The organism is Flavobacteriaceae bacterium, assembly GCA_003443635.1.
GTDB lineage: Bacteria > Bacteroidota > Bacteroidia > Flavobacteriales > Flavobacteriaceae > AU392.
The window spans coordinates 1559844-1583682 of sequence record CP031964.1 but is presented as its reverse complement, the minus strand read 5'-3'; the positions used below and the strand labels follow the sequence as shown (position 1 = coordinate 1583682).

At 30.1% G+C, this 23839-nt stretch carries 21 protein-coding genes; 11 read left to right on the top strand and 10 right to left on the bottom strand.

Annotated features, from left to right (window positions below; all coding sequences use genetic code 11):
• Positions 1-57 precede the first annotated feature (57 nt).
• Both D1817_07180 and D1817_07175 read right to left on the bottom strand, forming a co-directional pair.
• Complete coding sequence (locus D1817_07180) at positions 58-990, bottom strand: lytic transglycosylase domain-containing protein (GenBank protein ID AXT19665.1); 933 nt, start codon at positions 988-990, stop codon at positions 58-60.
• A gap of 54 nt (positions 991-1044) precedes the next feature.
• Entirely contained in the window at positions 1045-1707 is a 663-nt protein-coding gene (locus D1817_07175) for an alpha/beta hydrolase (GenBank protein ID AXT19664.1), read from the bottom strand.
• A 105-nt stretch (positions 1708-1812) separates the two neighbouring features.
• Here D1817_07175 and D1817_07170 point away from each other — a divergent pair, with 105 nt between their 5' ends.
• The gene (locus tag D1817_07170) at positions 1813-2109 is read left to right on the top strand and encodes an N-acetyltransferase (protein ID AXT19663.1); all 297 of its coding nucleotides are present in this window, start codon (positions 1813-1815) and stop codon (positions 2107-2109) included.
• 2 nt (positions 2110-2111) lie between these two features.
• On the opposite strand, the gene mtaB is transcribed toward D1817_07170, so the two are convergent.
• On the bottom strand, positions 2112-3443 hold the full coding sequence (gene mtaB / locus D1817_07165; protein AXT19662.1) for a tRNA (N(6)-L-threonylcarbamoyladenosine(37)-C(2))-methylthiotransferase MtaB: 1332 nt from the start codon (positions 3441-3443) through the stop codon (positions 2112-2114).
• Between the two features lie 45 nt (positions 3444-3488).
• On the opposite strand from mtaB, the gene D1817_07160 reads away from it, so the two are divergent.
• Positions 3489-5105, top strand: a complete 1617-nt coding sequence (locus tag D1817_07160; GenBank protein AXT19661.1) for an ABC transporter substrate-binding protein — start codon at positions 3489-3491, stop codon at positions 5103-5105.
• Here D1817_07160 and D1817_07155 read toward each other — a convergent pair.
• Both D1817_07155 and D1817_07150 read right to left on the bottom strand, forming a co-directional pair.
• Positions 5102-6280 (bottom strand): glucose-1-phosphate thymidylyltransferase, encoded by a 1179-nt coding sequence (locus D1817_07155; protein AXT19660.1) that lies wholly within the window; start codon positions 6278-6280, stop codon positions 5102-5104. The two genes, D1817_07160 and D1817_07155, sit on opposite strands and share 4 nt — an antisense overlap.
• 84 nt (positions 6281-6364) lie before the next feature.
• A complete protein-coding gene (locus D1817_07150; GenBank protein ID AXT19659.1) occupies positions 6365-6616 on the bottom strand; it encodes a type B 50S ribosomal protein L31 in 252 nt (83 codons plus the stop codon).
• 160 nt (positions 6617-6776) lie between these two features.
• Between D1817_07150 and D1817_07145 the strand changes: the two genes are divergently transcribed.
• From D1817_07145 to D1817_07115, 7 genes are all read left to right on the top strand, one after another.
• Positions 6777-7307 carry a DUF4199 domain-containing protein gene (locus D1817_07145; protein AXT19658.1) on the top strand — a complete coding sequence of 177 codons (531 nt, stop codon included), beginning with the start codon at positions 6777-6779 and terminating at the stop codon, positions 7305-7307.
• A 3-nt stretch (positions 7308-7310) separates the two neighbouring features.
• Positions 7311-8258, top strand: a complete 948-nt coding sequence (locus D1817_07140; protein AXT19657.1) for a glycosyltransferase — start codon at positions 7311-7313, stop codon at positions 8256-8258.
• Positions 8259-8327: 69 nt separating this feature from the next.
• Entirely contained in the window at positions 8328-10058 is a 1731-nt protein-coding gene (locus D1817_07135; protein AXT19656.1) for a phospho-sugar mutase, read from the top strand.
• Positions 10058-11884 (top strand): ABC transporter ATP-binding protein, encoded by a 1827-nt coding sequence (locus tag D1817_07130; protein AXT19655.1) that lies wholly within the window; start codon positions 10058-10060, stop codon positions 11882-11884. Before D1817_07135 ends, D1817_07130 begins: the two co-directional genes overlap by 1 nt.
• A 316-nt stretch (positions 11885-12200) precedes the next feature.
• Positions 12201-12743: an RNA polymerase sigma factor gene (locus D1817_07125; protein AXT19654.1), complete on the top strand. Its 543-nt coding sequence runs from the start codon at positions 12201-12203 to the stop codon at positions 12741-12743.
• 34 nt (positions 12744-12777) lie between these two features.
• On the top strand, positions 12778-13278 hold the full coding sequence (locus tag D1817_07120) for a hypothetical protein (protein AXT19653.1): 501 nt from the start codon (positions 12778-12780) through the stop codon (positions 13276-13278).
• Positions 13279-13289: 11 nt separating this feature from the next.
• Positions 13290-13751, top strand: a complete 462-nt coding sequence (locus D1817_07115; GenBank protein ID AXT19652.1) for a sensor of ECF-type sigma factor — start codon at positions 13290-13292, stop codon at positions 13749-13751.
• A gap of 28 nt (positions 13752-13779) precedes the next feature.
• Here D1817_07115 and D1817_07110 read toward each other — a convergent pair whose 3' ends face one another.
• On the bottom strand, positions 13780-14841 hold the full coding sequence (locus tag D1817_07110) for an oxidoreductase (GenBank protein ID AXT19651.1): 1062 nt from the start codon (positions 14839-14841) through the stop codon (positions 13780-13782).
• Positions 14842-14902: 61 nt separating this feature from the next.
• Between D1817_07110 and D1817_07105 the strand changes: the two genes are divergently transcribed.
• The gene (locus D1817_07105; GenBank protein AXT19650.1) at positions 14903-16120 is read left to right on the top strand and encodes an RsmB/NOP family class I SAM-dependent RNA methyltransferase; all 1218 of its coding nucleotides are present in this window, start codon (positions 14903-14905) and stop codon (positions 16118-16120) included.
• Positions 16121-16236: 116 nt separating this feature from the next.
• Positions 16237-19893: a phosphoribosylformylglycinamidine synthase gene (locus D1817_07100; GenBank protein ID AXT19649.1), complete on the top strand. Its 3657-nt coding sequence runs from the start codon at positions 16237-16239 to the stop codon at positions 19891-19893.
• Here the strand turns inward: D1817_07100 and D1817_07095 are convergent, their stop codons facing one another.
• The 4 genes from D1817_07095 to D1817_07080 form a co-directional block, all read right to left on the bottom strand.
• A complete protein-coding gene (locus tag D1817_07095; protein ID AXT19648.1) occupies positions 19894-21036 on the bottom strand; it encodes a DUF4932 domain-containing protein in 1143 nt (380 codons plus the stop codon).
• An 8-nt stretch (positions 21037-21044) separates the two neighbouring features.
• Positions 21045-21962: a hypothetical protein gene (locus D1817_07090; protein ID AXT19647.1), complete on the bottom strand. Its 918-nt coding sequence runs from the start codon at positions 21960-21962 to the stop codon at positions 21045-21047.
• A 102-nt stretch (positions 21963-22064) separates the two neighbouring features.
• Positions 22065-23138 carry an AraC family transcriptional regulator gene (locus D1817_07085; GenBank protein AXT19646.1) on the bottom strand — a complete coding sequence of 358 codons (1074 nt, stop codon included), beginning with the start codon at positions 23136-23138 and terminating at the stop codon, positions 22065-22067.
• 236 nt (positions 23139-23374) lie between these two features.
• Complete coding sequence (locus tag D1817_07080; GenBank protein AXT19645.1) at positions 23375-23764, bottom strand: hypothetical protein; 390 nt, start codon at positions 23762-23764, stop codon at positions 23375-23377.
• Positions 23765-23839 lie beyond the last annotated feature (75 nt).

Below are 23839 nucleotides of genomic sequence, written 5' to 3'. Positions count from 1 at the left end.
TTAACAAAAAAAGCTATAAGTTAATTTATAGCTTTTTTGTTTGTCAACTTTAATGTTTTAAGGAGTAGCATTATTATAATATCCTTCTTCAGGAATCTCAATAAAATATTCTTTTCTAGATTTATTATTAAGGTGTGGTTCTCTTAACCAAGGGTTATGTGTTTTTAAAATTTTGTATGTAATTCCAAAATGTTCAGAAAATTTCACAAAATCAGTTACTGCAGTATCAACTTCTACTTTATACGTTGGTATTGTTTTATATAAGTCTTTATTTCTAAAATTAAAACCATATTTTGCTGGTGCGTTTAAAATTTCTTTTAAAGCAACTATTCTAAAAATATAACGCCCTGTCTCTTCTCCTAATAACAAATCGTAGTAATTCGTTACATTTTGAGTTTTTAAACGTCTAGAAATTCCTGCCATTCCTGCATTATACGAAGCAGCAGCCAGAGTCCACGAACCAAAACGTTCTTTAGCTTTTAACAGGTATTTACAAGCAACTTCTGTTGCTTTTTCTAAATTATAACGCTCATCTACATTAGCATTAACTTCTAATCCATTTTCTCTTGCTGTTGTTCTTAAAATTTGCCAAAATCCTCTAGCTCCAGCGGGAGAGGTTACATTTTGCAAGCCACTCTCAATAACAGCCAGATATTTAAAATCGTCTGGAACTCCATATTTTGCAAGGATAGGTTCTATAACAGGGAAAAATTTATTAGCACGTTTAAACATTAATAATCCGTTAGATTGCCAATAGGTATTCACCAATAACTCTCTATCCATACGCTCGAATACTTCCGGATCTTTAAGTGGTAATGCTTCTCCAGAAAACTCTAAGTTATCAGGAACGTTTAATGCATAAACATTATAATCGTTAATAATTTTTGTTTCTAAATTTTCGTCACTAGGGGCATCTTGCACTCCAAATATTAAAAATCCAGATAAACTCACTAAACCTAAGCAGGTTAAAAAAGTATTTATTCTCTTCATTTTCAAATTGTTTGCGCCACTAAATTATAAAAATAAAATTATATTATTTCAATTTTAACGTTCTAATATGATAGGTAAATTTTCATTAAACCATTTATATTTATTAATAATCATAATGTGTGTTCCCCCCTTAATTGTAATACAATTACTAATATTTTTAATAGGGAACACCGGATCTTTATCTCCATGTATATGAATAACTTCGGATAATGCTTGTTCTTGCCCCCAACATATCATTTGTTCAATAGCCCAATCTAAATATTGCTTATCATTAACTGACAAGTATTTTTTATAAAGCTCTAATCGTTTATTCGCAGTTTCTCCAAACACATATTTTGCTAGTATTTCTATATTACTAACTAAGCTAGTTGGGAGGATCTTATAAATTTTTGTAGCCTTAGCAACTTTCATTTTTTTAGGTAATTCAAGATTTGTTTTCACACTTGAAATAATAATTAATTTCCTAAACGATCTTAGTTTAGCCATTTCTTGCACTAATATTCCACCAAATGACACACCTATTAAAACAGAGTTTTCATGATCTACTTTTTTAAGCATTCGCTTTGCATAATCTACTATACTTTCACCATCATTAGGGATAATCCATTCTAATAAATGAATTTTATATTTATTTATAGGAAGTTTAATATTTTCGAATATTGTTGGGTTTGCTGCCATTCCTGGCATTAAGTATACGTGTATTAACTCTTGGCTCATAGGTTATTATAACGTAATTATTGTGTTAAACAATTATTTTTTTGTAAATTTGCACGGCAAAAGTTATGCAATATAGTACTTCCTTTATAAATTAATATACTAATTATGATTGATACCATTGAACTAGTCGATAACGACTTCTTGAGACAGTTTGAAATAAAAGTAGATGATGGATTAGCAAAAATTGAGTACTCCTTACAAGATAGAAAAATATTTTTAACAAAACTTATTGTCCCAGAAACTGTTGATAATGAATTGTTTGTTGATGATTTCTTAAAAATGGTAATGGAAAACATTGAAGAAAGAAACATTAGTGTTGTTCCTACCAGTCCTCCTATTGCTAAGTTTATAAGAAGGAATAGACGTTACAAAAGAATGCTCCCTGTAGGTATTAGAATTTAATTTTAGTTTAAAACATTTACTGTATCAAATCTAACAAGGCCGTCATCATCTATTTTGGTTAGCATGACATCCTGTAATGTATTTACTAACTCTGGATTCCAAGGTGTTTTAACTTTTATATAGTTTTCTGTAAATCCGTGTATATAACCTTCTTTGTTTTCACTTTCAAATAAAACAGTTCTCTCTGTATTTAATTGGTTTTCATAAAAAGCACGGCGCTTTTTAACTGAAAGCCCCCTAAGCATTTTACTTCGCTTAGCTCTTATATTTTTAGGAACAACCCCATCCACCATAGTGGCTGCTTCTGTATTATCTCTCTCAGAATAAGTAAATACATGTAAGTATGAAATATCCAATTCATTTAAAAAGTTATATGTTTCTAAAAAATGTTCTTTTGTTTCACCTGGAAAACCAACAATGACATCTACACCGATACAAGCGTGAGGCATTATTTGTTTAATCTGTTTTACACGATTTATATAAACATCTCGTAAATAACGGCGCTTCATTAGCTTTAAAATAGAATCACTCCCACTTTGTAGAGGTATATGAAAATGGGGCACAAAGGTTCTGCTTTTTGATACAAATTCTATAGTCTCATTTTTCAATAAATTAGGTTCTATTGAAGATATTCTTAAACGCTCAATTCCATTTACTTCATCAAGAGCTTTTACAAGTTCGTAAAATGTGTGTTCATGTTTTTTATTCCCAAATTCACCTTTACCATAATCTCCTATATTTACTCCAGTAAGTACAATTTCCTTAATACCTTGTGCAGAAATTTCTTTTGCATTCTGTAATACATTCTCAAGTGTATCACTTCTTGAAATCCCTCTAGCTAATGGGATTGTACAATAAGTACATTTATAATCACAACCATCCTGCACTTTTAAAAATGCTCTTGTACGATCGCCAATAGAATAACTCCCTACATAAAAATCGGCATCTTCAATTTCACAAGAATGTATCTCTCCAAAATCATTTTTAGTTAAATCATTTAAATAATCTGTGATTTTAAATTTTTCAGTAGCTCCTAAAACTAGATCAACACCATCTACATCTGCTAGTTCTTGTGGTTTTAATTGTGCATAACAACCTATAGCTGTAACAAAAGCATTAGGGTTTACTGCTTGTGTTTTTTTTACAATAGATTTAAAACGTTTGTCTGCATTTTCAGTGACTGAACAAGTGTTAATCACATAAATATCTGCTTTGTCTTCAAAACCTACTCGATCAAAACCTTCATTTTTAAAACCTCTAGCAATCGTAGATGTTTCAGAAAAATTTAGTTTACAACCTAAAGTATAAAATGCAACTTTTTTTCTAGCGTTCATTCTTGTATTTTTACCAAGCGTGCAAATTTACAACTAATAAATAATATGATAAAGCCTATAACAAATCGATTAACAAACTACTTATCAATTAGTTGCATTATTATTATTTTCTCTTGTGGAAAAAGATCAGAAACAAATAAAGATCATTTAATCTTTAGGTATAATGAATATGCTAATATTAATACTCTTGACCCTGCTTTCTCAAGAACTCTTCAAGATAATTCTATTAACAATCAGCTATTTAATGGTTTAGTTCAATTAGATGATCAATTAAATATTAAACCTTGCATAGCAAAATCTTGGACTATCTCTGAAGATGCTAAAACTTATACTTTTGACTTAAGGAAAGATGTTCTTTTCCATAAGCATAATTTATTTGGTAAAGACTCTACACGAACTGTTACTGCTAAGGATTTTGTATATAGCTTAAATCGATTAAGAGATAAAAAATTAGCTGCTCCAGGTAGTTGGGTTTTAAATAAAGTAGATGATTTTGAAGCTGTAAATGATACAACTTTTCAAATTCAATTAAAACAACCTTTTCCTGCATTTATTGGATTATTAACAATGAAATACTGTTCTGTAGTGCCCAAAGAAATTGTGGAATACTATGGTAATAATTTTAGATCCAACCCTATTGGTACTGGGCCTTTTAAGTTTAAAGAATGGGAAGAAAATACAAAGCTCGTCCTTAGAAAAAATAAGTATTATTTTGAGAAAGATGAAAATGGGCAACAATTGCCTTATTTAGAAGCAGTAGCACTTACATTTTTACCAGATAAGCAAAGTGAATTTTTACAATTTATTCAAGGTAATATTGATTTTGTTTCTGGTTTAGATGCATCTTATAAAGATGAAATTTTAACTGCTACAGGAAAGTTACGTGAGATTTACAAAAAGGATGTAAATATGATTCGTGGTCCATATTTAAACACTGAATATTTAGGGTTTTATTTAGATTCTAAAACCCCAGAAATTCAATCTAATCTTATTAGAAAAGCCATTAATTATGGTTTCGACAGGAAAAAAATGATACTATATCTTAATAATGGTGTAGGTATTCCTGCAAATGGTGGATTCATTCCTGTTGGATTATCTGGTTATAATACCTCTTCAGGATTTACTTATCAACCTGAAAAAGCCAAACAATTAATAAATCAATTTAAAGAAGAAAGCCATATTAAAAACCCTAAAATAACCTTGGTTACTACCAGTAATTATTTAAGTTTTTGTGAATTCATCCAAAGAGAACTTGAAAAAGCAGGATTAACTATTAATGTTGATGTAATGCCAGAAGCTTCTTTACGTAGTGCACGATCTAACGGTAAAGTAGATATGTTTAGAAGTTCATGGGTTGCTGATTATTTAGATGCCGAAAATTATTTGTCCATTTTTTACAGCGAAAATTTTGCTCCAAATGGTTCAAACTATTTTCATTTTAAAAATAAAACTGTTGATAGTTTATACAATAAAGCATTTACCATAACTAATATTGATAAACGTAAGCATTTATATACCACTATTGATTCTTTAGCTATGGACAATGCCATTATGGTACCTTTATATTATGATGAAGTTATTAGGTTTACACGAAAAAATGTGACAGGTTTAGGAATTAACCCTATTAATATGTTAGATTTAAAACGTGTTAGGAAAAATTAATTATCCCTTCTAAACCGCTTAGTATCTTCAAAAACATATTCTAAAATTGCAGCATCTTGTTCTGTAAACTCAATATTTCGTCTAGCCATAACTACTTTAGCAACTTCAAATGCTTTTTTAGTTAAATATGTTGTAAAACCTGAGTGACCTCCCCAACTATAGCTAGGTACAAAATTGCGAGGAAATCCACTGCCAAAAATATTAGCACTAACACCAACAACTGTTCCAGTATTAAACATTGTATTAATACCACATTTACTATGATCTCCCATCATTAAACCACAAAATTGTAATCCAGTTTTTGCAAAACTCTCTGTTTTATAATCCCAAAGACGTACTTCGGCATAATTATTTTTAAGATTAGAATTGTTTGTATCTGCTCCCAAGTTACACCATTCTCCTAATACTGAGTTTCCTAAAAATCCATCATGTCCTTTATTAGAATATCCAAATAATACAGAGTTATTAACTTCTCCTCCTACTTTACTATGTGGTCCAATAGTAGTTGGGCCATAAATTTTAGCTCCCAATTTTACAGTAGCATTATCACATAAAGCAAAAGGGCCTCTAATAATACTACCTTCCATAATTTCAGAATTCTTACCTATATATATAGGGCCCGAACTAGCATTTAATGTTACAAATTCTAATCTAGCTCCTTCTTCTATAAATATTTGATCTGATTCTATACAGTTATTTGAACTAGGGATGGGTTGCGATATTTTTCCTTTAGTTAATAATTCAAAATCTTCTTTAATTGCATTACCGTTTTTTGAGAAGATATCCCAAGTATGCTCTATTTTAAGCAATTCTTCATTATATTCAATAGCTTCATACGTACCAAAATCAATATCTTCTTGGGTTTCTTTAGAGAAAAATGCAATTACATCTTCTCCATTAAATATTGCTTGATTTTCTTTCAAGCTCTTTATTAAAGTTACTAGTTCTAAGGTAGGTAAACATGATGCATTAATCATCACATTCTCTTCTAACTCAACCATCGGATATTTTTCAGATAGATAGTCCTCAGTAATTGTAGTCGTAGTTACTTTTAAGTGAGCTTCCCATTTTTCTCGAATAGTTAAAATCCCAACCCTTATATCTGCAACAGGGCGTGTATAAGTGAACGGTAATAAGTTATATCGTGATGGTCCATCAAAAAGAATGTAGTTCATTGTATTATTGCTAGCTTTTTGTAAAAATAAAAAAGCCTTTCAATAGTAGAAAGGCTTTTTATAAATAATATGATATCGCTTAATTTATTTTTTAAATTTAGCGTATTTGTTTTTAAATTTATCAATACGACCAGCAGTATCTATTAATTTAGATTTACCAGTATAAAAAGGATGAGATGTTCTAGATATTTCCATTTTAATTAATGGATACTCAACACCATCAACCTCAAGAGTTTCATTTGTATCTGCTGTAGATTTAGTTAAGAATACGTCATCATTAGACATATCTTTAAATGCTACTAATCTATAATTTTCTGGATGTATACCTTTTTTCATCGCTAAATACTTTATTTACTTTTCGTTTTTTCGAGCTGCAAATTTAATTCTTTTTTAGATAATTACAATATTTATTTTGTTTTTTATTTTCGATTCTAACTGTAACAATTTAGTATCTTTGTTTACTAACTAGCATTATCAACCTTAACATTTTAAAAATATGGAAAAATTAGCAAAATCTAGTTCAATTAATTTGGGGTTATACCTAAGTTTAACTCTCGTTTTATTGATTTTAGCAGCTTATGCTATAAATTTAGATTTACTTGCAGGTGGTTTGTATGGTATTTTCTTATTTGTCTTAATTATTGTATTTGGTATAATCTCAGTAGTAAAAGCCAAAAAAATTTCCGGTGGCTTTTTAAGTTTTAAGCATAGTTTTACAGCTTATTTTATAACCGTATCTCTAGGTATTTTGGCTAGTATTCTTATATACTATATTCTTTTTAATTTTATTGATCCTGAAGCAGCAGAGGTATTAAAAGAAAAGACTATTGAAGCTACAGCAAGAAATATGCAACGGTTTGGTGCTGATGAAGATGCCATAAGTCAAACAATGAATAGTATGGAAGATCAAAATAGTTATTCAATCCCTAGCTTACTTATTGGAGCAGTTTTCCAATTAGCAATTTATAGTATCATAGGGTTAATTGTAGCTGCCTTTATGAAAAAAAATCCAGAAAAAGATTATTAATATATGGATATATCAGTAGTTATACCACTACTTAACGAAGAAGAATCTTTAAATGAATTATATGATTGGATTGTATCTGTGATGCAATCCAATCATTTTTCGTATGAAATTCTTTTTATAGATGATGGCAGTACAGATTCTTCTTGGGAAACCATACTGGCTTTATCTCAAAAAGATGTAAATGTAAAAGGAATTCAATTTTTAAGAAATTATGGGAAATCTCAAGCATTACATGCTGGGTTTTTAAAAGCTCAAGGTAATGTTGTGATTACAATGGATGCAGATTTACAAGACAACCCAGAGGAAATTCCTGAGCTTTATAAAATGATTAACGAAGGGAATTACGATTTAATTTCTGGTTGGAAGAAAAAGCGATACGATTCTGTTATCGCAAAAAATTTACCTTCAAAACTCTTTAACTGGGCTGCACGTAAAACATCTGGTTTAAAACTACACGATTTTAATTGTGGATTAAAAGCTTATAAACATGAAGTTGTAAAAGCTATTGATGTTAATGGAGAAATGCATCGCTATATTCCAGTTTTGGCTAAAAATGAAGGATTTAATCACATTGGAGAAAAAGTAGTACAACACCAAGCACGTAAGTACGGGAAAACAAAATTTGGAATGGAACGTTTTATTAATGGCTTTTTAGATTTACTCACTATTTGGTTTGTATCTCGGTTTGGAAAACGTCCAATGCACTTTTTTGGTTCTTTAGGAGCTTTAATGTTTATTATTGGTTTTAGTTTTGCAATTTATCTAGGTATAGATAAATTACTCTTAAATACTTCTGGCCGTTTAATTACTAGTCGTCCACAGTTTTATATCTCTTTAGTTACAATGATTATAGGAACTCAGTTTTTTGTTGCAGGGTTTTTAGGTGAAATCTTTTTAAGAACTAAAGAAAACAAGAAGCGTTATGCAGTTAAAGAAGAAACAAATCTTTAATTCTCAAATTAATCTCTTAATAAATTATAACATCTACCAATTGCTTATTTTTGCAGCATAATACAATATATGACATCTATACAGCCTGAATTATTAGACAAAGTTAGCCAATGGCTTACACCTACTTTTGATGATAATACTCAAGAAGATATTAATAACCTCATCATAAACGACCCTAAACTATTAGAAGATAGTTTTTATAAGGATCTAGAATTTGGAACTGGTGGTATGCGAGGAATTATGGGGGTTGGCACCAACCGTATTAACAAATATACACTTGGAAAAAACACACAAGGGTTAAGTAATTATCTTCATAAAACCTTTAAAAAGGAATCTATTAAAGTTGCAATTGCTTACGATTGTAGACACAATAGTAAACAATTTGCAAAGGTAGTAGCTGATATATTTTCGGCTAATCATATCGAAGTATATTTATTTGAAGATTTACGTCCCACTCCTGAATTGTCATTTGCTTTAAAACATTTAAATTGTCATTGTGGGATTGTATTAACAGCATCCCATAACCCTCCAGAGTATAATGGATATAAAGTGTATTGGCAAGATGGAGGGCAGTTAGTACCTCCTCAAGATACTGCGGTTATTGAAGAAATTAATAATTTAGATTACTCAGAAATTAAGTTTATACCTAATAATAATTTGATTCAATATATTGGACAAGATCTTGACAATGTATTTATTCAAGCTTCAATAGAGAATGGAGGTTTTAGTACTACCACAGAAGCTAAACAGAATTTAAATGTGGTATTTACCTCTTTACATGGTACATCTATTACAGTCATCCCTGATGTTTTAAAACAAGCTGGCTACAATAATATACATATTGTAAAAGAACAAGCTGAACCTAACGGAGATTTTCCTACTGTAAAATCTCCTAACCCAGAAGAACCAGAAGCTCTAAAAATGGCTTTAAACTTAGCAGAAACTGTAAATGGAGATATTGTTATTGGTACAGATCCAGACAGCGATCGTGTTGGAATTGCTGTGCGTGATTTAAATAATCAACTTATATTATTAAATGGAAATCAGGCAATGCTTATAATGACTGATTTTTTACTGCAACAATGGCAGAAAAAAGACAAATTAAATGGCAAAGAGTTTATAGGCACGACTATTGTCTCTACTCCTATGATGGAAACTTTGGCAAAAGCATATAATGTTGAATGTAAAACTGGATTAACTGGTTTTAAGTGGATTGCTAAAATGATAAAAGATTTCCCTGAGTTAGATTTTATTGGTGGCGGTGAAGAAAGTTTTGGCTATATGGTTGGCGATTTTGTAAGAGATAAAGATGCTGTAACATCAGCGTTATTAGCTTGCGAAATCACAGCTCAAGCAAAAATAAAAGGAAGTTCTGTATATGAAAAGTTAATTCAATTGTATGCTAAACACGGTCATTATAAAGAACATTTAATTTCTATGACCAAGAAAGGGATTGAAGGTGCTCAAGAAATCAAACAAATGATGATTGATGCTCGTGAAAATCCATTAAGTGAAATTAATAATTCTAAAGTTGTAAAAATTGAAGATTACCAATCTTCAATTTCTAAGAATGTAATTACAAGAGAAGAAAACAATATTGACATACCAAAATCTAACGTATTAATTTATTATACTGAAGATGGTAGTAAAATTGCATTGCGCCCTAGTGGTACAGAACCTAAAATTAAATTCTATATTAGTGTGAATTCTAATTTAGAATCTGAAGCTGATTTTGATAATTCTGAAAAAAACCTAGATCAAAGAATAAATGCTATTATCAAAGATTTGAAATTGAATTAATGAATTATTTTAAACAAATACTACGTTTCGCAAAGCCTTATAAAGGATATGCCATTTTAAATATTGTAGCCAATGTTTTTTATGCATTGTTTTCTGGATTATCTTTTATGGTTTTAATGCCTTTATTAAAGGTATTATTTGGTGAAGATTCAGAAAAATTAACTGAAGTACCTCAATATGAAGGATTCACAAAAGCAGCAACTTATTTTAACGATTATCTTAATTATCATATTACCGAATTAGCGGGTAACGATCCAGCAAAAGCTTTAACATTTGTTATTATTTTAATACTATCTGTATTCTTTCTTAAAAATGTGTTTAATTATCTCGCCATGTTTTTTATTACCTTTCTAAGAAATGGGACTTTAAAAGATATTCGAAATGAGTTGTATGACAAAACTATTGAGTTACCTCTCTCCTATTTTTCAGAAAAACGAAAAGGAGATATCATGGCACGTTTAGGAACTGATGTTTTAGAAATTCAACACTCTTTTTTATCTATTTTAGAGCTTATTTTTAGAGAGCCACTTACCATTATTTTTACGATCTTATTTATGCTTACTATTAGTGTTAAGCTTACCATTTTTGTATTTATATTTATTCCAATTTCTGGTGTTATTATATCTTTAATTGGAAAGAGTCTAAAACGAAAATCAGATAAAGTTCAAAAAGAGCAAGGATATTTTCTATCCTTATTAGAAGAATCTCTAGGTGGTTTAAAAGTCATTAAAGGATTTAATATGGAACGTATATTTAATCGTAAATTTCAAGATTCAACAAAACGTTTCTTTCATTTTTCTAACTCTCTTTTAAACAGAACAAATTTGGCAAAACCAACTAGTGAGTTTCTAGGAATAGGTGTAATTGGTGTTTTATTATGGTTTGGAGGTAGAATGGTATTAGTAGAAGGTTCTCTTGAAGGTGAGCAGTTTTTAACCTTTATGGGCCTTGCTTATAATATTTTAACACCAGCAAAAGCGATTAGTAAAGCTAGTTATAGTGTAAAAAAGGGGAATGCAGCAGCAGAACGTGTTTTAGAAATTTTAAATACAAAATCACTTCTTAAAGATAAGCCTAATGCCATTTCAAAAGAAGATTTTAATGATGATATTGTATTTGATAATGTATCATTTAAATATGAAGATGATTATGTTCTCAATAATTTTTCAATTAAGCTTGAAAAGGGAAAAACATTAGCACTTGTAGGGCAATCTGGTAGTGGTAAATCTACTATTGCAAACCTAGTAACTCGTTTTTATGATGTTAATAAAGGAAAAATTACTATTGATGGTAAAGACATTAAGGATTTAACTAAGCATTCTCTTCGTAATTTAATGGGCTTAGTCACTCAAGATTCTATCTTATTTAACGATAGTATAAAAAACAATATCCTATTAGGAAAAGAAGACGCTACTGATGAAGATGTTATTAAAGCTTTAAAAATTGCTAATGCTTGGGAATTTGTAAAAGATTTGCCTAAAGGTATTAATACAAATATTGGAGATTCTGGAGGGAAAATTTCTGGCGGACAAAAACAACGTATAAGTATCGCGCGTGCAGTTCTTAAAAATCCGCCAATTATGATTTTGGATGAAGCTACATCAGCTTTAGATACAGAAAGTGAACGTTTAGTCCAAGCTGATCTTGAAAATATGATGAAAAACAGAACATCTATCGTAATAGCTCACAGACTTTCTACCATCCAAAATGCAGATGAAATTATTGTAATGCAAAAAGGTAAAATTGTAGAACAAGGAAAGCACGATGAGTTACTTCTCAAAAAAGGAGTATACAGCTCTTTAGTGAAAATGCAATCTATCCAATAAATTTAATGTAAGAGTTTATAAAAATAAGAAAAGGATGCGATTTGGGCGGCATCCTTTTCTTTTGTGCTATCATAAGAGGGGCTTTATGATAACTGTAAGTTGGTTAAGTTAATGCTAAACTAAAACAAATAAGTGTAATGCACAAGAAAAAAATGCATTTTATCGTTAAAAAAAGACACTTAATCGATATTTTAAATATTAAAATACTGATAATCAAATATTTAAATGTTAATCGAAAATAATAAGAAATTTTACATTATTTATTAAAATTATTAAACTTTTGGTAACTTAGACAGTCTAAACACAAAATCACTTTGTGAATAACGAAAAAGAATTTCTATTAGAATTAAAATCACCCGAAACCGTCGATAAAGCCTTTAGGGAGCTTATTTCGCTTTATAAAGAACGTTTGTATTGGCACATTCGGAAAATTGTAATCTCTCACGATGACAGTGATGATGTATTACAAAATACATTTATTAAAGTTTATAAAAGTATTGGTAATTTTAAAGGTGATAGCAAGTTATTTTCTTGGATGTATCGTATCGCTACCAATGAAGCCATAACACATCTCAATCAAAATGCTAAGCGTTTAAATGTCTCTAATGAGGAATTAAATACAATAGCAATTAATAATTTAAAATCTGATGTTTATTTTGAAGGAGATACTATTCAATTAAAATTACAAAATGCCATAGCTACTCTACCACGAAAGCAACAATTAGTATTTAATATGAAATATTTTGACGATCTTAAATATAAAGATATGGCAGAAATATTAGAAACTAGTGAAGGTGCTTTAAAAGCATCATATCATTTAGCAGTAAAAAAAATTGAAATCTATTTAACTAATAATTAAACCTTTTATAAAAAATCACGTCTAAGAAATAGCAATGAAACCGAATTTAAATCATATAAAACATTCAGGATATAAAGTACCAAAAGATTACTTTGATACTTTAGATGATAGTATTATGAATTCTGTTACCTCAAATAAATTTAAAGTTGAATCGTCTGGTTTTAGTACACCAACAGATTATTTTGACACTTTAGAAGAAACTATAATGAATACTGTTTCTAATAATAAAAAAGAAACGAAAGTAATTCCATTATTTAACAAAAAAAGTCTTATTTATATTTCGAGTATAGCAGCTGCAGCTTTAATATTTATTAGTATTTATATATCAAAAGAAACTGTAACTTTTGATTCTATTGAAATGGAATTAGTAGAAAATTATTTATACACTGAATCCATAAGTTCTGAAGATTTATTATCATTATTAAGTGATGACAGTTTAATAGAAGATGATTTTATTCAGAATAATTTAAATGATGATTCACTTGAGAATTTTATTTTAGATGATGATACTATAGATGATTTTTTAATTGATTAAAAAAAATGAAAATGAAACGAATTCTTCCAATATTATGTTTACTGATCACTTTAAATGCATTTTCACAACGTGATTCAAAGGATCGTTATGAAAAACTAAAAGCACTTAGAGTATCTTATATCACAGAACGTTTAGATTTAACAACGCAAGAAGCTGAAAAATTTTGGCCTATCTATAATAAATATGAAGAAAAACTTCATAAACTAAGAGATGAGTTAAGGTCTATAATTAAAACTAATAGAGATAATACTCTTGATGAAAAGTTATCTGCAGAATTAGTAACTATGCATATAAAAACAGAAGAGACCAAAGCTGCATTATTAAAAACTTTAGTTTCCGATTTAAAGCCCATTCTATCATCAGAAAAAATATGGAAACTTATACGATCTGAAGAAGGTTTTAGGCGTAAGCTTATTGAGCAATACAGGCATCGACATCAGCGAAAAGAATCTCCTAAAAAAAATAAACCTTAAAAAAAAGGGAAGCAATGCTTCCTTTTTTTTATTCTTTAAATGTTAGTTTGGATATTCTACCACGACCAGCTGCATAAGCAATTGAATCGTTTAAAAATCTAATCGTAAAATACGATTCATCACTTATTTTTTTCCAATGTTCTCCTCCATCTTTAGAAACACTAATTCCTCGAAACCCAACGGCTACAATTTCTTTTCCCTCCTTATTAGGTATATACTGCACACAACTTCTATAATCGGGTTGTTCTCCTTCTGCAGCTAATTTCCATGTTTTACCTCCATCAATCGTTTTAATTGTGTTTGAGTTATAATTTTCTGGTTTAGTGTAATCTCCTCCTATAGCGTATCCAATATTCTCGTTATAAAAATCTATAGAATACATTCCTGTAGTAGCTTCTCCTTGTATAATAGGAGTCTCAGAAACTTCCCAGGTATTCCCTTTATCTGATGAATAAAATACACGGCTAGATAATCCGCCAGTAGCAATCCAGATTTTATCTCCAATAATTGCAATATTAGTATTACTAGCAGCAAAAGCTGCCTCTCCTTCATTTAGCTGGGGTAATCTATCACAAGGTAATTTATTCCAAGTTACACCACCATCCCTGGTGATAATAATGCTCAGACAACCATCAGTTGGATCTCCCATAGCAATACCTTCGTTATCATTCCAAAAACTCATTGCGTCGTAAAATACATTATCATGATCTTCACGATACACTAACTCCATGCCCCCACTATTTCTTGTTTTGTATAATAAAGCAGGGTTTCCTACACTCAACATAAAAAAATCAGAAGCATTATGAGCTACAGCTCTAAACTCCAGTCTTAAACTATCTTGTTGTTGTTTAGCAATATTCCATTTTTTGTTTCTTACATTATATAAACCAAATGTATTGTTGTTTGCAGCAAAAGCTAAACTCCCATCGTTTAATAATTCAATAGCCCTAATACTTAAAGTAGAATCTGTATGGATGTCTTCAATTTCAACACGATTAAAATCATGGATAACAATTGCTTTCTCTTTAGCAACTTCTTTTTTGCAAGAAGTAATAATAATCAACAGTAATAAGCTAAGTATATGTCTCATTTTAAAAATTTTGCCTAAAAATAATTAATTAAAGTTACCTTTGCACTCTTATTTATTCAAAATGCGATTACACCGAAATTTATGCTTTGCTGTTATAGATGGTCTTATTCAGATCTTTAATGAAGATGCTTACGCAGATAAAGTAGTTCAATTACTATTAAAACGAGATAAACGCTGGGGAAGTAGAGACAGAGCTTTTGTAGCTGAAACAACTTATGATATTGTACGCTGGAAACGTTTATATGCAGAAATAGCTAATGTAAAAGAACCATTTAGTCGTGATGATGCATGGCGTTTGTTCGCAGTATGGGCTACCTTAAAGGGTATAAAACTACCTGATTGGAAATATTTTGAAGGCACGCCTACTCGTAAAATTAAAGGGCGCTTTGATGAGTTATCTAAAGATCGAAAGTTTAGAGAATCGGTACCAGATTGGATAGATGTTATTGGTTTAAAAGAGCTTGGTAAGGATGTGTGGACTAAAGAACTTGCAGCTCTTAATCTTCAAGCTGAAGTAATATTAAGAGTAAACACACTTAAAACTACAAAAAAAGAATTACAACTTAGGTTACAATCTGAAGGTATCGAAACTGATTTTCTTCCTAATCATCCTGATGCGTTAAAATTACAGAAGCGTGCTAATGTATTTAAAACAGAAACATTTAAAGATGGTTGGTTTGAAGTGCAAGATGCTTCATCGCAATTAGTAGCAGCATTTTTAGATGTAAAACCAGGAATGAAGGTTGTAGATACTTGTGCTGGTGCTGGCGGAAAAACATTGCATTTAGCTTCGCTAATGGAGAATAAAGGACAAATTGTTGCGATGGATATTTATGAAAGTAAGCTCAAAAAATTAAAAATTAGAGCTAGACGTAATAGCGCTCATAATATTGATTTAAAGGTTATAGATTCTACAAAACCAATAAAGAAATTATATAATAAAGCAGATCGTGTTTTAATCGATGCACCTTGCTCAGGATTAGGTGTTTTAAGACGTAATCCAGATTCTAAATGGAAATTACAACCTGAATTTGTAGACAATATTAGAAAAACCCAGCAAGATGTACTTATTCAATATTCTAAAATGGTAAAGCCAGGAGGAAAATTAGTATATGCTACCTGCTCAGTATTACCATCTGAAAATCAAGAGCAAGTAAATACGTTTCTAACTACAGAAATAGGAAAAGAATTCTCATTTATAAAAGATAAAAAAATACTAGCTCATAAATCTGGTTTTGATGGATTTTATATGGCGCTTTTAGAACGAAATACAAAATAAAATTACTGTTTAAAAACTAGTGAATAACTATCAAATTATCCATAGTATTTACATTAAAAATATAAGTAAAAGCGTTAAATTTGCATTTTATTAAAAACAACACAAACTAATACATAATGATTCATTTCTTTGGAAACGTAAACAGCAACGTATTTGCTGTACAAACAGCAGAAGAATTATCAACCGAAAGTATTTCAAAATTAAATTGGCTCTTCGGTAATCAACCAAAAATAGAACAAGCATCACTCGATGCTTTTTTTGTTGGCCCACGTGCCGCTATGATTACCCCTTGGAGTACCAATGCTGTTGAGATTACTCAAAATATGGGAATCACTGGAATTGTACGTATTGAAGAATTTACAACAGTTGCAGAAGATTTTTCTGATTTCGACCCAATGATTTCACAAAAATTCAACGGCTTAAATCAAGATGTATTTACCATAGATATACAGCCTGAACCTATTTTAAGTATCGAAGATATTGCTACTTATAATGAGCAAGAAGGTTTAGCATTAAGCAATGAAGAGATTGAATATCTTGAAGGTGTTTCAAAAAAAATAGGAAGACCATTGACCGATTCAGAGGTGTTTGGGTTTTCACAAGTAAATTCAGAGCACTGTCGTCATAAAATCTTTAATGGAACTTTTGTAATTGATGGAAAAGAAAAATCAACATCATTATTCAAACTTATTAAAGAAACTTCTAAACAAAATCCTAATGATATTGTTTCTGCTTATAAAGACAATGTAGCTTTTATAAAAGGACCTAAAGTCACTCAGTTTGCTCCTAAGAGTGCTGATAAACCTGATTTTTATACCGAAAAAGAATTTGATTCAGTTATTTCTCTTAAAGCAGAAACTCATAATTTCCCAACTACTGTTGAGCCCTTTAATGGTGCAGCAACGGGTTCTGGCGGAGAAATTAGAGATCGATTAGCCGGAGGAAAAGGATCTTTACCATTAGCGGGAACAGCTGTATATATGACATCATATTCTCGTTTAGAAGAAAATAGACCTTGGGAGCAAGGAATGGATGAGCGCAAATGGCTTTATCAAACTCCAATGGATATTTTAATAAAAGCATCTAACGGAGCTTCAGATTTTGGAAATAAATTTGGACAGCCTCTTATTTGTGGTTCGGTACTTACCTTCGAACACGAAGAAGATGCTCGCAAATTAGGTTTTGACAAAGTGATTATGCAAGCTGGAGGTATTGGTTATGGCAAGGCAAATCAAGCTTTAAAAGACACGCCTAAAGAAGGGGATAAAATCGTGATTTTGGGCGGTGAAAATTATAGAATTGGAATGGGTGGTGCTGCAGTTTCTTCAGCAGATACAGGAGAATTTGCTTCAGGCATCGAATTAAATGCTGTACAACGTTCAAATCCTGAAATGCAGATGCGTGCTGCAAATACTGTTCAAGCAATGGTAGAAAGCGATGAAAACCTTATCGTTTCTATTCACGATCATGGGGCTGGTGGACATTTAAATTGCTTATCTGAGTTAGTGGAAGATACAGGTGGTCATATTGATTTAGATCAACTTCCAGTAGGGGATCCAACGCTTTCAGATAAAGAAATTATTGGTAACGAATCTCAAGAACGTATGGGCTTAGTTATTGCAGAAGAACATATAGATACTCTACAGCGTATAGCAGAACGCGAACGCTCACCAATGTATACTGTAGGTGATGTTACAGGAAACAATCGTTTTACTTTCGAATCTAAAACCAAAGGTAATAAACCAATGGATTTAGCTCTGGAAGATATGTTTGGTAGTTCGCCAAAAACGATAATGACCGATACAACTGTTAAAAGAAATTATAAAGATTTAGAATATAGTTCAGATAATTTTAAAACCTATTTAGAGCAAGTATTGCAATTAGAAGCAGTAGCTTGTAAAGATTGGTTAACCAATAAGGTAGATCGTTGTGTTGGTGGAAAAGTTGCTAAACAACAATGTGCTGGTCCGTTACAATTACCATTAAACAATGTTGGCGTAATGGCTATAGGCTATAAAGGAAAAGAAGGGATTGCTACGTCCATTGGCCACTCCCCTATTTCGGGGCTAATTAATCCCGTAGCTGGAAGTAGAAGTAGTATCACTGAAGCGCTAACAAATATTATTTGGGCGCCTTTAAAAGATGGATTACAGAGCATATCTCTATCTGCTAATTGGATGTGGCCCTGTAAAAATGAAGGTGAAGATGCTCGTTTATATGATGCAGTACAAGCAATTTCAGAGTTTTCTATCGATTTAGGAATTAATGTCCCTACAGGGAAAGATTCTTTATCGATGAAACAAAAATACCCTAATGAAGAAGTTATTTCTCCTGGAACAGTTATTATTTCAGCGGCAGGAAATTGTAATGATATTACAAAAATAGTAGAGCCGGTTTTTCAAAAAAATGCAGGGAGTGTTTACTACATTAATATATCTCAAGATAATTTTAAATTAGGAGGAAGTTCTTTTTCACAAGTATTAAATAAGATAGGAAATGAAACGCCTTTAGTTAAGGATGCTGCCTATGTGAAAACTGTTTTTAATACCACTCAAAGTTTAATAAAAGGTGAACAAATTGTAGCTGGTCACGATGTAGCTTCTGGCGGATTAATCACCACATTGCTAGAATTGTGCTTTGCAGATGTGAATATTGGAGCAGAATTAAATCTTTCTGAAATAACTGAGAAGGATTCTATTAAATTATTATTTGCTGAAAATTCAGGGATTGTAATTCAATCTAAAGATGCTTCGATAGAAAACATTTTATCTGAAGCAAATATAGAATTCTTTAATATTGGTAATGTCAATGCAAGTAATACATTAACTATCAAAAATGGTAGCGATGCTTTTGTATTAAATATTCCTGAATTAAGAGACACTTGGTTTAAAACTTCATATTTATTAGATCAAAAACAAACGGCTAATGACTTAGCGACAGATCGTTTTAATAATTATAAAGAACAATCTTTACAATATACATTCCCTAAAGATTTCACAGGTAAATTACCAATAATAAAAGGTAGTAGACCAAAAGCAGCCATTCTTAGAGAGAAAGGAAGTAATTCAGAACGCGAGATGGCAAATGCTATGTATTTGGCTGGTTTTGATGTAAAAGATGTACACATGACAGATTTAATTTCTGGTCGTGAAACTCTTGAAGATATTCAATTTTTAGGAGCTGTAGGAGGTTTTTCAAATTCTGATGTTTTAGGATCTGCAAAAGGTTGGGCTGGCGCTATTAAATATAACGAAAAAGCCAATTCTGTTATTAATAATTTCTTTAAAAGAGAAGATACTTTATCTGTTGGAATTTGTAATGGTTGTCAATTATTTATGGAGTTAGATCTCATTAATCCTGAGCATGAAGCACACGGAAAGATGATTCATAATGACTCTCATAAACACGAAAGTAATTTTACATCTGTTACTATTCAAAAAAATAATTCGGTGATGTTATCCGCTCTAGAAGGGAGCACTTTAGGTGTTTGGATTTCACATGGTGAAGGGAAATTTAATTTACCTTTATCTGAAAGTAATTATGATATCGTTGCTAAATATGGATATTCAGAATATCCTGCAAACCCGAATGGTTCAGATTTTAACACCGCAATGCTTTGTGATAAAACTGGGCGTCATTTAGTAACAATGCCTCATATTGAGCGTTCTACTTTTCAGTGGAATTGGGCTAATTACCCACAAGGCAGAAAAGATGAGGTATCACCTTGGTTAGACGCTTTTGTAAATGCACGTAAATGGATTGAGAATAAATAGTTATTTTAAATTACTCATCTTAATCATAGTGTTTTTAATAGTTTCTGAATATGTTTTATATACGCCTTCGTTATATTTTCTTAGTTCAGGAAGGATTATTGGGATATATTTAAAATCTCTTTGGATTTCATAATCTAATTGTAATTGTTTAGCAGTTTGTAAATTACCCATTCTTTCTGCTATTATTATTTCTCCGCTTCTAACAAAGTGTTCATAAACACAAGCTTTCCAAGTATTATAGCCTTGTTTATATATATTATCTTTAATAGATAAAAATAATGCTTTGGTATTAGCAAATAAACTATCTGGAAGTTTAAATATTTCTGGATTAACAAAAGAATGACCAAATTCATGCACACTTAATTCTCTTAATTTTTTAGGGTGGTTAAATCCCATTTTTAATTTTTTAATATTATTAAACTCTTGAAAATCTAATGCGCCAAAAACATTAAAAACTCTTGATGAATCTTTTTCTAACATTCGAATACCAAATCCCATTGATTTAGGGATAGTTAAACTTGGAATTAGCACATAGCTATCATATCTTTTTTGATAAAACATTTCCATTTCGGCAATGAATGTAGCATTGGGTATTGCATTAGTAACTTCTTCTATTATTTTGTTATAATATGGTTTAGATTGAGATAAAAATGAATCAAAATTAACTTCTTCATAAAATTTGTTTAACCAGTCTAAGAAAGCTGTAGCATTAAGTTTAGCTTCAGCCATATTCTTATCTTTAGAAAAATTAATATAATACGAAGCATCTAAAGTTTCAGGTAATTTTGCATTGGGGAACTCTTCTACTTGTAATAAAAAGGCAATTAAATAATCCAGCCAAAGATGATCTGCTATTGCAAAACTTTTTATAGCATTTTCATTCGAAGCAAAAGATTTATATTTCTCATAAAATGAATAGCCGAAATTATGCCATTCTTTTTTAGGGATTATTTCACCATTAACTTCTACCGTCTTATTTTCTATATTTAATCCTTCAAATCCAATAAAATATCCAAAACCAAGTAATTCTATATTTTTATTAATTTCAATTCTTAATTTGCTACTTTTATTATTCTCTACTTCTGTATTTACTCGATTACAAGAAGTAAATAATACTATTATTAATATGCAATAATCTTTCATATATTAAGCTAGTTTTTTAAATATTCACTTTGTCTTAAAAACAAATCAAAATCCTGGATATTCAAAATATCAACAATGGCTTGTTTCTTATCTTTAGCTTTTTCATAATAAGCTTTACAAATTTTATAACCTATCCAATAACCTAAGTTTCTTGGACGTGTTTTATCTCTAGAATAGTATAACCAATTATACCAATCGTTACCATCTTTTCGGCTTATAAATTCAGTCTTAAGTTCTGTAATATGAGCATCACCATAAGCATACATATCACTACCTACATGATGTCCTGTTAGCATCTCTCCCAAAAAATCTCCTGCTCCTTCTCGTATACATTGTGCTAATAATGTATTACTCCTACTATAACGCTGCTGAAAATGAATCAGTTCATGAGCAATAGTATCATCTAGTTCGTCAATAGGTATATCAGGTGTGAAGCTTTCAGTTTGTTTTCCGAAGCGTTCAATCCCTATAATAAGTCCTTCATTAAAAATTGTTCCTCCTGTATTTTTTGCTCCAATAACAAAATATATGTCTGGAAATACTGCTTGTGGATAAATTGCTTTTAATTTTCGAAAAATAGTATAAAACTCTTCGGTATTATGATTGATGTTTAACGATGTTTCTCTAATTGAATTATAGTAGCTTAGGTTCTTTTTAATCACTTTACTTAAATATTTACCACTAGTGATTCTATTTTTAATAAAGTTTTTTAACCCAATACTCCCCTTTTCCAAGTAGTCTTGTTCCCAAACTTTGCTTTTAAATTTGGGTGAGGTTTCATCAAATACATTCCAGAATCGAGTGATATCTTCTGTGTAAAACAGAACCTCATCGGGGTTAGAAGAAAATGAAGAATTGAGGTCGCTTTGTCCTTTGCTGATCCAACAAAAACAGTATGTACAAATAAAAAAGAATACTTTTTTCATTATAGTAATTTTAATATTTACTACAAATAAAAAGGTGTTGTAAATTAAAATCGCTTTAAAGTTCTTTTCTGGACGTCCAGAATAACGTTTTTGGATGTAAAATTATTTATTTAAAAAATCTGAAGGATTTTTACCTGTAAACTCTTTAAAAATCTGATTAAATGATGATTTAGAATTAAAACCAGATTCTAATGCTAATGCCAGTAATGTTTTATGAGTTTCTTTAGGGTCTTTAACGCGTTGCTTAAAATCATTAACACGATACATATTTACAAAATTTCGAAAGCTTGTATTATGGTATGAATTTATGAGAATAGAAACATATCGCTGTGGTAATTTTAATTCTTGAGCTACTTCTTTAAGAGACAATTTGGGTTTTGTATATATGTTTTTAATCTCAAAGAGGAGCTCTAATCGTTTTAATTCTATAGTATCATTATAGTGATGAAATTCATTATTTATCACCTTAGTTTTTAACGATTTAGGCACCTCTAATAAAGATGGTTGAAAATAACCAATATATCCAATGGCAAATAACATTGTAGCTAGCAAAACTTCAATAATCAAAAATACTTGATAATTTAAAACTCCCTGAACAAACCACAATAAGGTAAAAACATTAAACAGTATAAAAAATATATTCAACTTAAACAGATGCTGTTTGTATTGTTGTATTATAACATCTTTCAGTTTTGATTTAAATCTTTTTAAATCTATCCAATACACAATTAATACAATTATCATGCTTAATAAAGGCATAACTTCTGTAAATACAAACCAAAATGTATAATCAATTAGTTTATAATTAACACTCATATAAATATTGAGGTAAAATGCAATCGATTCTATCATTATCTCTACAATACTAGGAATAAATAAGAGCCATACTAATGGTCTTAGTTGATATAGTTTAATAGTATTGAGTTTTAAGAAGAAAAATAATGCTGATGGGATTAACCAATATGATCCTAAAATCCAAAATGGAAATGGATAATCTCTACTATGGTATTGAAATTGCATTGCTACAGCATTTAAAATTTCAATAGTGATAACTAATATAATTATCCCTAAAAAAAGATTAGAATACTTCTTTTTAAATATAGATGTTATCAGTCCTATACTTAATAATAATCCTTGTCCAGAAATCAATAATAAAATAATCGTTTCTAAGTTCATAATTTTACTTGTAGAACCAATTTAAAATAAATCTTATAGAAATCTAATGCAGAGGGAAATTGTATTGCAAAAAAACAAATTTATTCATCCAGAAACGCGTTTCTGGTCTTTAAAAAAGTATTATTAACAAATAAAGCGACTTAACTGTAAAAATCAATCAAAAGTAGAAACTTATAAAAAAGCCTTTGACTAATTCAAAAGATTTTTTATTCAATTTTCAAATTTAATATTACTAACTACATATTATCTGTTCTCTCTACCTGAGTTTTTAATGTTATTTTCCCAACATTAATATGTTCTGGTGTAAATGGTTTAGTAATATCCCCATCATCCCAAATCCAAAATATTTGGTTGGACTTTTGATATTTCCCAGGTCCAGATTCATACTCATAAACATAAGTTACTTTATATTCTACTCCTTTACGTTTTGTTTTAGTATAATCATTATTTAATATTTTACCTTTTATATTTTTGGATTTCACATTCACATAAAACGTATAATCTTTTCCTGTTTTTAACTCTGTTTTTCCTTCTTTTAATATAAACTCTGATACAGATAATTGTTCTGAACTATTGACAATTTTAATTTTGTGTATTACATTTTTTGTTTCTGTAAACGATAACATTATAAATGAAATCATTAGTACGAACAGTGTTTTTTGATGATGTTTCATAATACTTAGTTTTATAATTTAAAGTAA